This window comes from uncultured Roseobacter sp. (genome assembly GCF_947493125.1).
Taxonomy (GTDB): Bacteria; Pseudomonadota; Alphaproteobacteria; order Rhodobacterales; family Rhodobacteraceae; genus Roseobacter.
On the sequence record NZ_CANLQB010000004.1, the window covers coordinates 283,363 to 298,739 of the forward strand.

The following is a 15,377-nucleotide window of genomic DNA, read 5'->3' on the forward strand; positions in this document are numbered from 1 at the left end:
GCTCAGCGCTCAGGGCGCAGAACGGTTACGCCCACCGATGCGGCGCGCGCGAGCCCTTCATCCAAGGACATCGGGATATACTCACCGCGCCGCCAAAGCTGCGCCAGGTCGTCATAGTGGCGGGACAGGAAGTGTCCCGATTGACCTGTCGAGGTAATAAAGACGGAGCTATCCGGGTCGGCAAAGTCATAGACCCCCCGGTAGGCAGCGCCATGGGTGTTGTGGAACGGATCGGGGCCCGTGCCCTTAGTCAACCCGCGCTGCAACGTGTTGTCGCCGCCGTTGGTCGATTGCCGGATATTCACAAAAAACCGCAGGATCGGCACCTCCCCGAGCACCGCGTGATCGTGGGTGGCCTGGTGTGCGTCGCCCCAGCGCAGAGTTTCGAGTGCCGGCCCCCAGGTCTCCTCGATCCAGATCAGCGCGTCGTCCAGAGCCAGCCGGGCCATATCCGCACAGGTCTCCACAGGGGCAGATTGGATCACGTCACACCAGACCGATGCGCCGTCGATGTCGCGAAAGGCGCGTTCGATGAACAGCGGCTCCACATGGGTCATCTCGCTGGCGAGCGGGCCAAGGTCGTCTCTGATCATCCGCTCCTGCAAGCGCTGCAACCATGCCGCGTAGATCAGCGGTTCGGGCATATGCTCGTTCATTTCCCCGGACCAGCCGGCCAGCAGGGTCAAGGCGCGTTGACGCTGGCGCAAGGGTGTGCCCTCGGGTGCAGCTTCACCAGTGAACCATAGCTCCGCGCCGATCAACGGTAGCAAAGAGCGCGCTGTGAAGCTGACCGTGTCCAGTTGCGCTTCTATGAAGCTGTCACGTGTGTGGACTTCACGGGCCTGCATCAGCCGTTGCCATCGCTGAATTCGCTGGGTGTCCCCCCAGTCAAAGGACACATGGTTCGGAAAGGGTCTGTCCACGGTCTTGTTGTTCGTATTCCCGAGTATCCCGCCGTTGGGGGCAACGAACTCCGGATTTGACGTATAGGGCAGGCGCCCTTGCCAGCGATTGCTCTCGATCCAGCCTGGACTGGGCAGCCGCCCCTGGCTCTGATGCCGCGCATCACGTCGCGGCATGGCGCCGATCATCTTCATCGCAATTTCGTTGCGGTCAACCAACATAAGGTTCATCGCCGGGGCCAAGTAAGGCTCGCTGACCTCGATCGCCTCCCGGACGGATTTCGCCTCCATCAATCGCAGTGCCGCGCCCATGGAAGTGTCGTTGGAGCTCAAGACGGTCCAAGCAAGGGAAGCGACATGCCCGGGTGGCGTGATCGTGGCCAGATTGTAGTGTGTGCCGGGAAGAACCGGGCCATTATCGGTCCAGCGGAGCGTGATGGTGATTGGCGTCGCATCCTTGATGTTGATGATGGACCCGCGGCTTTCGAAGGGTTTGAACCCGTCGGGCGTCTTGTACTCTTCAGGATTGTCTGGATTCAGCTGCTCGATATAGGCGTCCTGATCATCCATGTAGGCGTAAGTCAGGCCCCACCCGAGCGCTTCGCTTCGGCCCGTCAGCACCAGCGGCATGCCGGGAATCGTGCCACCAATGACGCCGCCTGACTGCAATTCCAGACGGGCGAGATACCAGATCGCAGGTGCGGTGAACTCCAGATGCGGGTCGTTGGCGAGGAGGGTTCCACCTGAGGCCGAGCGCGAGGGAGCTGCGGCCCAGGCATTCGAAGCCCCTGCAAACATGCGCCGCTTGAAGGGAGACAGCGAGTGTGCCGGCGGCAAGGTATTTTCCGTGAAGCGGGGCACGCCTGGAACAAGTGCCGCATATTCCGGCAAGGCTGCAACACCACTCCCGGGTGCGTCAGGCAAGATGTCGGAAAGCCGCTGCGCGTCGGGAAGTGCCAGCGACATGCGGGCACGAAGGACTTCTTCGTCGAGGTGACCCGCCAGTTGCAGCCCCATCAGCTTGATGATCGCCAGCGAGTCTGCTGGGCGCCAGGCCGAGACCGGTGCGTTGAAGAGAAACATCTCGGGTGCACCGCGTCCCAGGGCGTTTTCGTTAATCTCATCCAGCCGCGCGTTCACCCCCGTCGCATAGGCGCGCAAAAAGAGCATCGTCTTTTCATCCTGCGCGTCCACCGACGCAACAGCGCGGGTGTAGATATCGAGCCGCCGGATCAGTTTATCAATGTTCACAGTGGCGGCGCCGAAGACCTCCGAAAGCCTGCCTTGCGCTGTCCGCCGCAGCATCGTCATTTGCCAAAGTCGGTCCTGCGCATGCGCATATCCCAAGGCGTAAAAGACGTCCTGATCACTCTCGCCGAAGATATGCGGGACGTTTGCATTGTCGCGGACGATCTCCACCTCGGCTGTGAGATATGCCAGCTCCAGTGTCTTGTCGTAGTCGGGCAGGGAGCGGGACGCGAGGTAGTAGACGAGACCAACGCCCAGGACGACCAGAATGACCGCTGTGGCCGTCAGTCGCATTAACCATTTGAATACCAACGCCATACCTGCCTACCGCTCGTGCTGCGCCGCTTTGTTGACCCCTGCGTTCTGACTGTTAGGTAGGAGGGCAACGTAAAGCAACACGGAAAAAGAGAAGGACAAATCATATGGCCAAGCTGGCGTTTTTGGGATTGGGCGTGATGGGAGGCCCGATGGCTGGCCATCTGCAGAAAGCAGGCCACGATGTGACGGTCTATAACCGGACCATCTCGAAGGCCGAGGACTGGGCCAAGACGACTGGAGGCGCCATGGCCGCTACACCCCGCGAAGCAGCGACAGCGGCTGATTTCGTCATGGCCTGTGTGGGCAACGATGATGACCTTCGTTCGGTCTGTCTCGGCCCTGACGGCGCATTCGCCGGCATGGGTTCAGGATCGGTTTTCGTCGATCACACCACCGTTTCCGCTGCGGTGACCCGTGAGCTCTATGCGGCGGCCAACGAAAAGCAGGTCAGCTTCGTGGATGCGCCCATCTCAGGCGGGCAGGCCGGGGCGGAAAACGCTGCACTCTCGATCATGTGCGGCGGAGATGAAGGCGCCTATGAACGTGCGCTGCCAATCATGGAGGTCTATTCGAAGATCTGCCGCCGGATCGGTGAGAGCGGTGCGGGACAGATGACTAAAATGTGCAACCAAATAGCAATCGCCGGATTGGTTCAGGGGCTAAGCGAAGCCCTGCATTTCGCCGACAAGGCTGGTCTCGATGGGCGCGCTGTCGTTGAGGTGATCAGCCAGGGTGCGGCCGGCAGCTGGCAGATGAACAACCGATACGAGACCATGCTGGATGATCACTTTGATCACGGTTTTGCCACCGACTGGATGCGAAAGGACCTGGGGATTTGTCTTTCGACTGCTGATGAAACAGGCGCCAGCCTTCCAGTCACGGCGTTGGTCGATCAGTTCTACAAGGATGTGCAGAAGATGGGTGGAGGCCGATGGGACACGTCAAGTCTCTTCAAGCGCCTGCAAGCTCTTTGACAACCAAATGAAGAAAGCCCCGCAGGACGCGGGGCTTTTTCAATCAGGGAATGATGCGGTTGTACTTCGTGCCCTGTAACGTGGCTCCGATGAGCAGGCCGGCCCTGCCAAAAACGGCGGCTTGGACCGGCGATAGCGCCGTTGTGCTGTCAGCCTTCACCCCATCGCCCTGATCGGAGATGACGTACTCCACATCCCCTCCGACAGCCCATCCGGGCGACCGGCGGAAATTCGTCAGCGCCTCGTCGGTCAGGAAGAACAGGACATGGGTGTACTGCTGTGCCCCAATCTGCAAACCGCCCGAGAGCTGCGTGCTCGAATAATAATCGACCGTCACATCGTTCACCCGCAATGCACCGCGTCCATAGGCGCCGCCAAACCCGAAACCTGCCTCGGTGATGAGCGGCATCACCAGGATACCACTGGATTTCTGGCCCAGGTTCACGGTGTTGGGGTAGCGCCGGTACATTTCTTCAAGCGTCGCGTCGACCCGCGCATCGATATTTGCTGCTCCGCGGGACCCGATCCCGTTGCCACAAGCTGCGGTCACCGAAACGCCCGCGAGCGCGCCGAGGGTAAATCCCCTACGGGAAAATCTGATCTTGTTCATGTCATCCGCCTGTATTCATGTTGCTCTTGTGTCGGTTAGTCCGACTTATGCGCGAACATACGCCGATTGGCGGGACCTGTCACTCAAAAGCTCGGCGATTGCGCGGGTTACCGCTGCGCTTGCAGAAGCCGGGCAGCTGCCGGCGCAAAATAGGTCAGGATGCCGTCACATCCCGCTCGCTTGAAAGCCATCAGGCTTTCCATCATCACCTTCTCGCCATCAATCCAGCCGTGTTGGGCGGCGGCCTGGATCATGCTGAACTCGCCCGAGACCTGGTAGGCATAGGTGGGCGCCCCAAACGCCTCTTTCACCCGCCTGCAGATATCGAGATAGGGCAGGCCTGGCTTGACCATGACCATATCGGCCCCTTCTCGGAGATCACGTTCGATCAGCCTCAATGCTTCATCGGAATTGCCCGGGTCCATCTGATAGGTCTTCTTATCGCCCGTCAGCGCCCCCGACGCGCCGACTGCATCGCGGAACGGACCGTAAAAGGCCGACGAATACTTCGCCGAATAGCTCAGGATCATGACGTTCTGATGGCCTGCAGCTTCAAGTGCACTGCGCATGGCACCGACCCGTCCATCCATCATGTCGGAGGGTCCGATGATATCGGCACCTGCATCGGCCTGCGCCAGCGTCATTTTCACCAGAGCCTCGACCGTCCGATCATTGACGATTTCTCCGTTCTCCACGAAACCATCATGTCCATTGATATTGTACGTATCGAGCGCAACATCGGTCATTACCGCGACCTCAGGAACCGCTGCTTTGATCGCGCGAATGGCCCGGTTGGCATGGTTCTCCGGATCCCAGGCCCCTGCGCAATCCTCCGTGCGTTCCTCGATGCCTGTGTAGGGAAAAATGCAAATTGCGGGAATTCCAAGATCTGCCGCCTCTCGTGCGGCATCGACGATCTTGTCGACCGATCTGCGATAAACGCCTGGCATGGAAGGCACCGGTTCCTCAATGCCTTCGCCCGAGCGCACGAACACTGGCCAGATGAAGTCGTCCACGCTCAGGCTGTTTTGCCGCGTGAGCGCCCGTATCGCAGGACTCTGGCGGAGACGCCGTAGACGGGTTTCAGGAAAGGAGCTTTGGGTCGGGCGCATGAAATGTGTCCAGTTTGAATGACAGCTCATCAGTGCCACTTATTTTTCATCAAGCCAAGGGTAGGAATTAGGGTCCAGCCTCGCTAAGAGGATCAAAACAAGTGACAAAAGCAGACCCCCTTGGACTTTTATCAAAACGTTTTTGAACTGATAGACATGCGGTCGTTTTCGAACCTGTGGTTCTGGATCGCGTTGGCTGTTTTGTGGTCGACCGCAAGCCACTGGGTAATCGGTGTGCCCTATGACATGGTTTTGCGCGCGCGGAGATACGGTGGTCAGGCCGAGCAAGATCTCGAAGATATGGTTCGCATCAACATCAATCGGCTGCTCTTTATCGCCAATGTGTCCGGGTTGTGGCTGCTCGGTCTTGGATGCTTCTTGCTCACGGCACTCGGCGTCTTGGGTTTCTTTTACGCGGTCGAGATCGCGCAAGCGCTCTTTCTGCTGGGCTTGCCGATGTGCATCGTAGGTCTTCTGTCTTTGTCGACGGCACGTCTGATCTATCAGGAAGGTGCCGTTGGAGACGTGCTGCGCCGCCGATTGTCGCGGCACAGGCTTTATGTCCAGATCACTGGGATGATCTCGATTTTCGTGACGGCGCTCTGGGGCATGTATCAAAACCTTGCCATTGGCCCGTTGGGCGGTTGACACCCTGCGTCTGAATCCCAATTGAAGCATCCAATGGCCAATCCATCGCACATCACAGTGTCCGGCGTGCCCGAAGGGTATGACGCGCGGTACTTGCTCAATGAGCTAGAGACACAGGGACGTCCGATCCTGCATGTCGCGCGGGATGACAAGAGGCTGGCGGCCATGCGAGCAGCCTTGCGCTTCTTTGCACCGAATATCCCGGTGATCACCTTCCCGGGGTGGGACTGTTTGCCTTATGATCGCGTATCGCCAAACGCCGACATCTCGGCACAACGCATGGCAACGCTCGCCGGGCTGGTACACGGAATGCCGGCGCAGTTCATCCTTCTGACGACGCTGAATGCTGCCATGCAGCGCGTTCCGGCGCGCACGACCTTGCGGGAAGCCGCATTCAGCGCACACGTAGGCGACCGGGTCGACGAAGAGGGGTTGCGCCGCTTTTTGGTGCGTATGGGATTTGTCCAAAGTTCGACCGTGACCGAGCCGGGCGACTATGCCATTCGGGGTGGCATCATCGACATATTTCCGCCCGGGGATCTTGGGCCGATCCGGCTCGACTTCTTCGGTGATGTGCTCGACGGCGCACGGCGGTTCGACGCCGGAACCCAACGTACGATCGACAAGCTTACAACCGTCGAGCTTGCGCCCGTGTCCGAGGTGATCCTGGATGACGCCGCGATCCGGCGGTTTCGCCAGAACTACCGGATCGAGTTTGGGGCGGCAGGCACGGATGACCCGCTCTATGAAGCTGTCAGCGCCGGTCGAAAGCATCAGGGTGCGGAGCATTGGTTGCCATTTTTTCACGATCAGTTGGAAACGCTGTTTGATTATCTCCCCGACGCGCTGATTACTCTGGATGATCAAGTCCCGGCTGCCAGATTGGCACGGTGGGACAGTATTGCCGATCAATATGAGACGCGGCGCCTGGCAATGGCAAATCGTTCGAAGATGGACAGCGTCTACAAGCCTTGTCCGCCCGATCGGCTGTATTTGAATGACACGGCCTGGGTGACGGCGACGGAGGCGCGTCGGGTCTTGCAGTTGACGCCCTTGCCGCAACCGACAGGGTTATCCGTCATCGACGCGGGCGCGCGGATCGGACGTAACTTTTCGCCAGAACGCCAACAAGAGTCGCTCAGTCTCTTCGGCGCGCTGGCGAGCCATATCAAGGTGAAGCTTGATAATGGCCCCGTGCTGGTCGCCAGCTATTCCGAGGGGGCGCGCGAGCGGCTCACCGGGCTGATTGAAGACGAGGGGCTTGCTGAAGCTATCCCGGTGCCGGATGCGACGCGCATCGGCAAGCGAGGGCTGCATCTGGCTGTGTGGGCATTGGAGCACGGGTTTGAGGCACCTGGTCTTACCGTGATCTCCGAGCAGGACGTGCTGGGAGATCGGCTCATCCGCAGGCCGAAACGCAAGCGGCGGGCTGAGAATTTCCTGACGGAGACGCAGGCCCTCAGCCCCGGGGACCTGATCGTCCATGTTGACCACGGGATCGGTCGCTACAAGGGTCTGGAGGTCGTCACAGCCGCCGGTGCTGCGCATGAGTGCATCCTGCTCGAATATGCAGAGGGGTCAAAGCTCTACCTTCCGGTCGAGAATATCGAACTTCTATCCAAGTACGGTCATGAAGAAGGGTTGCTTGACCGGCTGGGCGGTGGTGCCTGGCAAGCCAAGAAGGCTCGTCTGAAAGAGCGCATCCGCGAGATGGCGGACAAGCTGATCCGAATTGCCGCAGAAAGGGCCTTGCGCAAAGCCCCTGTACTGGAACCACCACCAGGTATGTGGGACGCCTTCTCCGCGCGATTTCCTTATCAGGAAACAGATGATCAGCTGCGCGCCATAGAGGAGGTGATCGGTGATCTGACTTCCGGAAACCCGATGGATCGCCTGGTCTGCGGCGACGTCGGTTTCGGCAAGACTGAGGTGGCAATGCGTGCTGCGTTCGTGGCTGCAATGTCTGGCGTGCAGGTGGCTGTCATTGCGCCGACTACGCTGCTCGCCCGCCAACACTTCAAGAGCTTCGCCGAGCGGTTTCGCGGTTTTCCGATCAATGTGCGGCAGCTGAGCAGATTTGTATCCACCGGCGAGGCCAATGCCACCCGAGATGGCCTGTCGCGCGGCACGGTCGACATTGTGATCGGAACGCATGCGCTGCTGGCCAAGAGCGTTCGTTTCCAGAATCTTGGGCTTCTGGTGATCGACGAGGAACAGCACTTCGGCGTCGCGCATAAGGAGCGGCTGAAACAACTGCGCAGTGACGTACACGTGCTCACGCTCACCGCGACGCCGATTCCACGGACGCTGCAGTTGAGCCTGACTGGGGTCCGCGATCTCAGCATTATTGGTACCCCTCCGGTTGATCGCCTCGCAATCCGAACCTATGTGAGCGAGTTCGATGCGGTGACATTGAGAGAAGCACTGCTGCGCGAACATTATCGAGGCGGGCAGTCGTTCTATGTTGTGCCAAGAATATCGGATTTGCCGGAGATCGAAGAGTTTCTGAAGGAACAGCTGCCTGAACTGACCTATGTCGTGGCCCATGGGCAGATGCCGGCAGGTGAGCTCGATGACCGGATGAACGCATTTTATGACGGGAAATTCGATGTGCTGCTGGCAACGACAATTGTCGAATCTGGCCTCGACATTCCAACAGCCAATACAATGGTCGTGCATCGCGCCGACATGTTCGGGCTGGCCCAACTCTATCAGATCCGGGGTCGGGTCGGGCGCTCCAAGACGCGGGCATACGCCTACCTGACGACCAAACCGCGCACCAAGTTGACGGATACGGCCGAGAAACGCCTGCGGGTGCTGTCGAGCCTCGACACGTTGGGCGCCGGCTTCACGCTGGCCAGCCAAGACCTCGACATTCGAGGGGCCGGCAACCTTCTGGGCGAAGAGCAGTCGGGCCAGATGCGCGATGTGGGCTTTGAACTCTACCAATCCATGCTGGAGGAGGCGATTGCAAAGATCCGCGCAGGTGAGATGGAGGGGCTCAGCGACGCCGACGATCAGTGGGCCCCGCAGATCAATCTAGGGGTGCCTGTGCTGATACCGGAGGACTATGTGCCGGATCTGGATGTCCGGCTCGGTCTCTACCGACGCTTGAGCAGCCTGAGCAGCAAGGTCGAACTGGAAGGTTTTGCGGCAGAGCTGATCGACCGTTTCGGAAAGCTGCCGCGGGAAGTGAACACATTGATGTTGGTGGTTCGTATCAAGGCTATGTGCAAGAAGGCTGGGATCGCCAAGCTGGATGGTGGCCCCAAAGGCGCGACCATCCAGTTTCATAACGACAAGTTTGCCTCACCACAGGGGCTGGTCGAGTTCATCCAGGATCAGCGTGGCCTCGCCAAGGTCAAGGACAACAAGATCGTGGTTCGGCGCGACTGGAAAGCGGACAGCGACAAGATCAAGGGGGCCTTCGCGATTGCCCGGGATCTGGCGGAGAAGGTTGTTGCCGAGAAAAAGACAAAACGCGCGAAAGCTGGGTAGCTATTCAGCTGGCAAACGGGCCTCGACCCGGCCCATGTAGCGCATCACAACAAAAGCCATCAGGGCCATCACAAAAACTGCACCAATCAGTGGCCGGATGGTTCCATCAAACAGGAGGCCGATTGGTGACGCGATCATGGCAGCCAAGACGGTCGAGACCGCACCGATGACACTCGCGGCCATGCCGGCGATATGTCCCATGGGCTCCATCGCGATGGCATTCAAATTGCCTATGGTGAGCCCGGCCTGAAAAAAGACGTAGGCCTGCCAAATCGCAAAGACGAAAAACGCACTGGCGCCAAGTGTTTCGTTGTGGAGGAGCACGGTCACAGACAACACGATCTGTATGGCCAAGGCCATTGTAATCAGGCGTCGCATGCCCAAGCGCATCACCAACATCGCATTGAGAAAGCTGGCGAGGGCCGACACCAAGGCAATGCCACCAAACCAGAAATGGAACGTGTCCTGCTTGTCATAGATCTGTTCGTATACCGGTTGTATCATCATCAGCACCGTAAACAGGATCGACATGCAAAGGGTCTGCACGACAATCGACAGGCGCACGATCGGATGCGCAAACATTTCGCCGACGGCGGTTATCATCAAGCGTGGACGGAGGGGGCGTCGATCCTCGCGCGCGAGGGTCTCGGGCAGGCGCAGGCCAAGCCATAGAACAGAAATCGCGGAGAAAACCATAAAGGCTGCAAAAATCCCCCGCCAGCCACCCGTGGAAATGATGAGGTATCCCAGGGTCGGCGCAAAGCCGGGCACCAAGGTGAAAATCATCATCACAATTGACACGATTTTTGCCATCTCGCGACCCGAGTAGAGATCGCGGATGACCGCGATGGACACCACTCTGGGACCGGCGGCTCCAATGCCTTGAACGACCCGCGCGGCCAGCACAACTTCGAAAATCGAACTTGCCCAAGCGATGGCGGAGGCTGTGATGTAAAGCCCTGCACCGCAGATCATGATGCTGCGCCGGCCAAAGGCATCCGAAAGGGGGCCCATGAAGAACGTCCCAATGCCCATGCCGAGCACGAAGGCCGTCATGATCAGAGGTGCGCGTGTTGGATCGTCAGGCGTGAGCTCATCCGCGATATCGGGCAAGGCTGGTAGCATCGCGTCAATCGAAAATGCGATCGTCGCGAACATCATGGCCATCAATGCGATGAATTCGGCGCGCCCCATCACGGGGTGCGATGCAGACTGCGGCACGCGACATACTCCCAACTCGCAAGTGCTCCAAGAGCATGTTGCGACCGTTTTGGTGTAACCTACAGTTGTGGATGCGACAACGTCACATTTTTACACAATTGTGCGTGCGCGCCCGCGGATTAAGCAGCAGCGCTTAATTCGCGGATCACACGGGCCCAGAGCTCGGGTGGTTGCGCCCCGGGTACAGCGTGCTTTTGCGCCACGATGAAGGTCGGGACAGAATTGACTCCCATACTCCGGCTATGTGCGTCACGATCCCGAATACCCTGCGCATCGGCGTCCGACTGGAGCAATTTCCGCACAACCGCAGCATCCATATCAATGCCGTCAGCCACGTCAGCAAGCACATCGTGATCGCCGATGTCTCTGGCCTCGACAAAATAGGCCTCAAAAAGAGCGGACACAGCCGCGGTCTGCCGTCCCTCTATCCCGGCCCAATGAATGAGCCTGTGTGCGTCCAGCGTGTTGGGGGTTCGCGTCATACCCTCGAAGTCTATCTTGAGACCTGCCGCCTCCGCATGTTCGAGCACTGGTGCATAGGCTCGTATGGCGCCCTCTTTTCCGCCGAACTTTCCTTCGAGATAGGCGCGACGATCCATGCCCTCGGGTGGCATGTCCGGGTTGAGCTGGAAAGGGTGCCACTCAATTTGGAAAGGATGGCCAGGCTGATCAGCCAAGGCTTTGTCGAGATGTGTCTTGCCGATGTAGCACCATGGACAAATCGGATCAGACATTATGTCGAGCTTGACGATCTCGGTCATGGATGGTCCCCAAATCTTGCCTGCAGCGCTTGTCGCCGAACTTTGCCATTCGCGCCCACAGGCAGGTCCGGCACATGAATATAGAGACGCGGCTGCTTGTATCGCGCCAGTTTCATGCTGACATATGTGCGCAGATCCGTTTCGTCCAGTTCTGCAGCAGCCGTATAGAACGCGGCGATCACGCGAACATCTGCTTTGAGTTGAACATCCGTGACTGCGACACTGAGAAGGTCCGGTATCTCGGCCAACACGGCCTCTACTTCCAGGGGTGAAACACGGATACCACCGGCGTTCATCATGTCATCATTCCGACCGAGATAGGTGATCTGCCCATCCGGTGACATGATGGCCTGATCTCCCGTCAGAAACCACTCTCCCTGCTGGCGTCCGGCAGTCTCCGTCTCGTCATTTAGATATTCCAGCATGAGACCGGGGTCTGTGCGGTGGATCGCAATGGTCCCTTCCGTCTGGATCTTGACCGGCCCGCTCTCTCCGAGCAGCGCAACCCTTCGTCCTGCCTGCGGACGCCCAAGGGCATCTGGCGCCGCGACACGCCCCGGTGCGCCCGAAATAAACGTCGAGCATTCCGACATCCCGAAGGCTTCGTAAATTTCGGTGCCGGTCGCCCTCCGCCACGCGTCTGCCAGGCGCCTTGAGAGTTTCTCTCCGGCGCTGAGCCCGTGGCGCAGCGAAGGACTTCCGAAGTTCTGTTCGGACTTCAGTACTTGACGATAAATGCCCGGAGATGCGGCAAACATGGTGACATCATGTTCCGTGATCAAATCCGGCAAATCGGCTGCCTGAGCCTCCGGGGCCGGGATCATGGCGGTCGCTCCCCGTGTCCAGGGGTCCAACAACCCCGTGCCCAGCGTATAGGTCCAGTTGAATGACCCCGCATGCAGAAGCCGGTCATCGGGGCGCAGGGCATACCAATCGTCAAACATCATCTGTCGGGCCCAACAGGCGCGATGGGCATGAACGACGGCCTTCGGCTTTCCCGACGTTCCGGACGTGAAGATGATATAGGCTGGTCGGTTCGGATCATCGAAGTCGTATGGCGCGGGCTCCATGTCTCGAAAACTACGCAGGCGGGTCAGGTTAATCGTGAGGGAGTGATCAGCACATGCGACGGCAGGATCACGCAGAACTGCGCTCGGTGCGATCTCTGCGATGGCACGTTCGGTCTCGAAGGCGGTCAGAGCGGGCGATGTCGGCACGGGAATAAGACCAACGGCCACCGCGCCAAGATAGGCAATCGGAAAATCAACGGTATTGCCGAGGCGCATCAACACCCTGTCGCCGCGTTCAAGTCCCAGGTTCAGCAATCCGGTTGCCGTGCCGCGAACCGCATGCTCGAGCATTGAAAACGACCAACGTTCGGCCGCATCGGCACCCAGGACAACAAGTGCATCTTTTTCAGGCGTCCTGCGACCTGCAGCGAGAACGTAGGCTGCCATGTTGAAGGACGCCGGGCAGGGGGGTGGCGGCCCTTCATCAAAGATGGACATCATGAGGGGGTGCTAGCGTGCGACCCGCTGCGTTGCAAGCCCGCCCGCTTGGTTCTATAGCTGTCCAATGGCCAATGCAGACCCCAAGACCCTGATCAAGATTGCAAGAGAAAGCGGAAGTTCGGAAGAAGGCGCACCCGTCGATCTTGGCCAGCGCGTTCGCGAATTGCGCAAGGCGCGTGCCTGGACCTTGGAGCAAGCTGCAAGTCAGGCCGGTCTGGCGCGCTCAACGCTGAGCAAGATCGAAAACGGTCAGATGTCTCCGACATATGACGCATTGAAGAAGCTGGCTATCGGGCTGGAGATTTCAGTGCCGCAGCTCTTTACACCTCCGCGCGCAGGTCAGGTAAACGGGCGTATGTCGGTGACCAAATCGGGGCAGGGCGCAGCGCAAGCCACCGTGACATACGAACATGAGTTGCTTGCCGAGACACTGACGAAGAAGCAGATGCTGCCCTATCGGGCACGTGTCCGCGCGCGAAAGATGGAAGAGTTCGATGGGTGGGTCCGTCACGATGGTGAAGAATTCCTCTATGTCCTGACGGGGGTGATCCGGCTTTACACCGAATTCTACGAGCCGATCGAAATGCGCAGGGGGGACAGCGCCTACTACGACGCGGCCATGGGTCACAACGTGGTTTCAGTCAGCGAAGAGGACGCCAACATCCTCTGGGTGACATCTCTGGTCTAGAACCGGCTAAGACGGATCGTACCACCAGACCTGCGGCATATACTCCGGGCCGTCACCGTAGAGCGGCAGTGTCTCGGGAAACTTCATTTCCTTCACATGCGCGATGCGCCCGTTTGTATATTGCCAGAAGGGGATCACATAGCGCCCGGCGGTCAACACCCGATCCAGCGCACGTACAGCCGTGCTGAAATCTTCCTCGGTTGTCGCCGACAGCATCGCATCAATCATGCTGTCAACGGCAGGAGAGGCGACCCCCATCAGATTTCGAGACCCTTCCTGCGTCGCCGAACCCGACCCCCAATAAAACCTCTGCTCATTGCCGGGTGAGAGCGACACAGCGCGCCGGAAGGATGTCATATCGAAGTCGAACGCCGCCTCGCGCTCAGTGTACTGTGCGCTGTCCGTCGTCTCGATGCTTACATCCACACCGAGTCGCTCAAGCGCGCCGACATAAAGGTCCGCAATTGCGAGATCTTGCGCATTATTCTGTTCAAGCAGAATGGTGAACTGCAGCGCCTCTCCAGCAGCGTTTTGCATGACCCCGTCTTTGGGGGACCAGCCCGCCTCCTCAAGAAGCTTCATGGCCGCCCGAATGCCCCGGCGGTTGCGCAGCGAACCGTCGCTTACGGGCAGGTCGTAGCCGTCGAGCGCGCCGGGCGGCAGGCTGTCGGCATAGGGTGCAAGCAGAGCTGATACCCTTTCATCCGCTGGACCCGGCCGCATTGCGAGGCTTGAGTTGGAAAAATACGAGGTGATGCGCGGCTGTGCCCCGCCTGTCAGCGTGTCGTTGATATATTCAAAATTGAATGCCTGGATCATTGCTTCCCGAACGCGCCAGTCGTCAAAGGGCGGCGTGCGGGTGTTCATGACAAACCCGGTCATCCCAGAGGGTTTTTGGTGCGGCAGTTCGGATTTCACCACATCGCCACGCGTGACTGCCGGAAAATCGTATTGTGTTTCCCATTTCTCGGCGTTGAACTCTCTCACCGCCGAAATCTCGCCCGCTTTGAAGGCTTCGAAGAGGACAGACGTGTCACCGTAAAAATCGAGTTTCACCGCATCAAAATTGAAGGTCCCGCGCCGAAACGGAACCTCTGCGCCCCAGTAGTCCGGGTTTCGTGTCAGCTGCACGAAACGGCCCGCCTCGTAGTCTGACACCACATAAGGCCCCGTTCCCAGTGGAACGTCTGTAAGGCCCGCGTTGGCGAAGTCTTTGCCATCCCACTGTGCTTTGCTCAATATCGGGCGCATTCCGGCAAGCAATGCCAGTTCCCGGTTATCTGTGTTGAACTCAATTCGCAAAGAGCGCGGACCCGTCTGGGTGATCGTCTCAATCTGCTGCGCCAGGCCGAGATAACGCGGATGCCCTTCGCGGCCGAGGGTCTCATAACTGAAGATAACGTCTTCAACGGTAACGCGCGACCCATCGGAAAAGCGCGCTTCCTCGCGCAGAGTAAACTCAACCCATGATCGATCTTCGGGGACTTCCACCGATTCGGCCAGAAGGCCGTACAGCGTGAATGGTTCGTCCCATGATCGCCCCATCAGGCTCTCGTGGGTGAGAAACCGAAGCTGCCACGGAACAGTCCCCTTGCGAATGAATGGGTTGAGGCTGTCAAACCCGCCCGAATTGCCAAGCATGATACGACCGCCCTTGGGGGCGTTCGGGTTCACATAGGGCAGCGACACAAAATCGGGTGGCAAGGCGGGACTGCCATACATAGATATCCCATGTGTCGGCTGCGCGACGCCGCTGTGTGACCAAAGAATCGCTGCAAAAACCGCCAGGAACCGCAAAACCGGGCGGAAAAAAACAGTACCCATTTTGGAGACAATCTCCTGCTGCCCTTGTTTTCTTGGTCGCCAGACTAGTGAGGTATTTACGT

The 15,377-nt window shown here is 58.9% G+C and carries 10 protein-coding genes and 1 pseudogene; 4 read left to right on the top strand and 7 right to left on the bottom strand.

From position 1 onward, the window contains the following. Nucleotides 1–2: 2 nt before the first annotated feature. Nucleotides 3–2,468: a penicillin acylase family protein gene (locus Q1A71_RS10580; protein ID WP_299675178.1), complete on the bottom strand. Its 2,466-nt coding sequence runs from the start codon at nucleotides 2,466–2,468 to the stop codon at nucleotides 3–5. Between the two features lie 86 nt (nucleotides 2,469–2,554). Here Q1A71_RS10580 and Q1A71_RS10585 point away from each other — a divergent pair. Continuing rightward, nucleotides 2,555–3,442 (top strand): annotated as a pseudogene (locus tag Q1A71_RS10585) (NAD(P)-dependent oxidoreductase); the annotation flags it as partial. Nucleotides 3,443–3,485: 43 nt separating this feature from the next. Here the strand turns inward: Q1A71_RS10585 and Q1A71_RS10590 are convergent. Together Q1A71_RS10590 and hemB are read right to left on the bottom strand one after the other, a co-directional pair. Then, entirely contained in the window at nucleotides 3,486–4,052 is a 567-nt protein-coding gene (locus Q1A71_RS10590; protein WP_299675181.1) for a YSC84-related protein, read from the bottom strand. A 107-nt stretch (nucleotides 4,053–4,159) separates the two neighbouring features. Further along, nucleotides 4,160–5,164 carry a porphobilinogen synthase gene (gene hemB / locus Q1A71_RS10595; protein WP_299675184.1) on the bottom strand — a complete coding sequence of 335 codons (1,005 nt, stop codon included), beginning with the start codon at nucleotides 5,162–5,164 and terminating at the stop codon, nucleotides 4,160–4,162. Nucleotides 5,165–5,284: 120 nt separating this feature from the next. Here hemB and Q1A71_RS10600 point away from each other — a divergent pair, with 120 nt between their 5' ends. Both Q1A71_RS10600 and mfd read left to right on the top strand, forming a co-directional pair. Beyond that, nucleotides 5,285–5,812 carry a component of SufBCD complex gene (locus tag Q1A71_RS10600; RefSeq protein WP_299675187.1) on the top strand — a complete coding sequence of 176 codons (528 nt, stop codon included), beginning with the start codon at nucleotides 5,285–5,287 and terminating at the stop codon, nucleotides 5,810–5,812. Nucleotides 5,813–5,845: 33 nt separating this feature from the next. Then, nucleotides 5,846–9,310, top strand: a complete 3,465-nt coding sequence (mfd, locus tag Q1A71_RS10605) for a transcription-repair coupling factor (protein ID WP_299675190.1) — start codon at nucleotides 5,846–5,848, stop codon at nucleotides 9,308–9,310. Here the strand turns inward: mfd and Q1A71_RS10610 are convergent, their stop codons facing one another. The 3 genes from Q1A71_RS10610 to Q1A71_RS10620 form a co-directional block, all read right to left on the bottom strand. Further along, nucleotides 9,311–10,504, bottom strand: coding sequence for a multidrug effflux MFS transporter (locus Q1A71_RS10610; RefSeq protein WP_299675733.1), 1,194 nt, complete (start codon nucleotides 10,502–10,504; stop codon nucleotides 9,311–9,313). Between the two features lie 146 nt (nucleotides 10,505–10,650). Then, nucleotides 10,651–11,292, bottom strand: coding sequence for a DsbA family oxidoreductase (locus tag Q1A71_RS10615; RefSeq protein ID WP_299675193.1), 642 nt, complete (start codon nucleotides 11,290–11,292; stop codon nucleotides 10,651–10,653). Beyond that, a complete protein-coding gene (locus Q1A71_RS10620; RefSeq protein ID WP_299675196.1) occupies nucleotides 11,289–12,803 on the bottom strand; it encodes a class I adenylate-forming enzyme family protein in 1,515 nt (504 codons plus the stop codon). Before Q1A71_RS10620 ends, Q1A71_RS10615 begins: the two co-directional genes overlap by 4 nt. 64 nt (nucleotides 12,804–12,867) lie before the next feature. Here Q1A71_RS10620 and Q1A71_RS10625 point away from each other — a divergent pair, with 64 nt between their 5' ends. Continuing rightward, complete coding sequence (locus tag Q1A71_RS10625; RefSeq protein WP_299675199.1) at nucleotides 12,868–13,491, top strand: XRE family transcriptional regulator; 624 nt, start codon at nucleotides 12,868–12,870, stop codon at nucleotides 13,489–13,491. 6 nt (nucleotides 13,492–13,497) lie between these two features. Here the strand turns inward: Q1A71_RS10625 and Q1A71_RS10630 are convergent, their stop codons facing one another. Continuing rightward, on the bottom strand, nucleotides 13,498–15,213 hold the full coding sequence (locus Q1A71_RS10630; protein ID WP_299675202.1) for an extracellular solute-binding protein: 1,716 nt from the start codon (nucleotides 15,211–15,213) through the stop codon (nucleotides 13,498–13,500). Nucleotides 15,214–15,377: the final 164 nt, after the last annotated feature.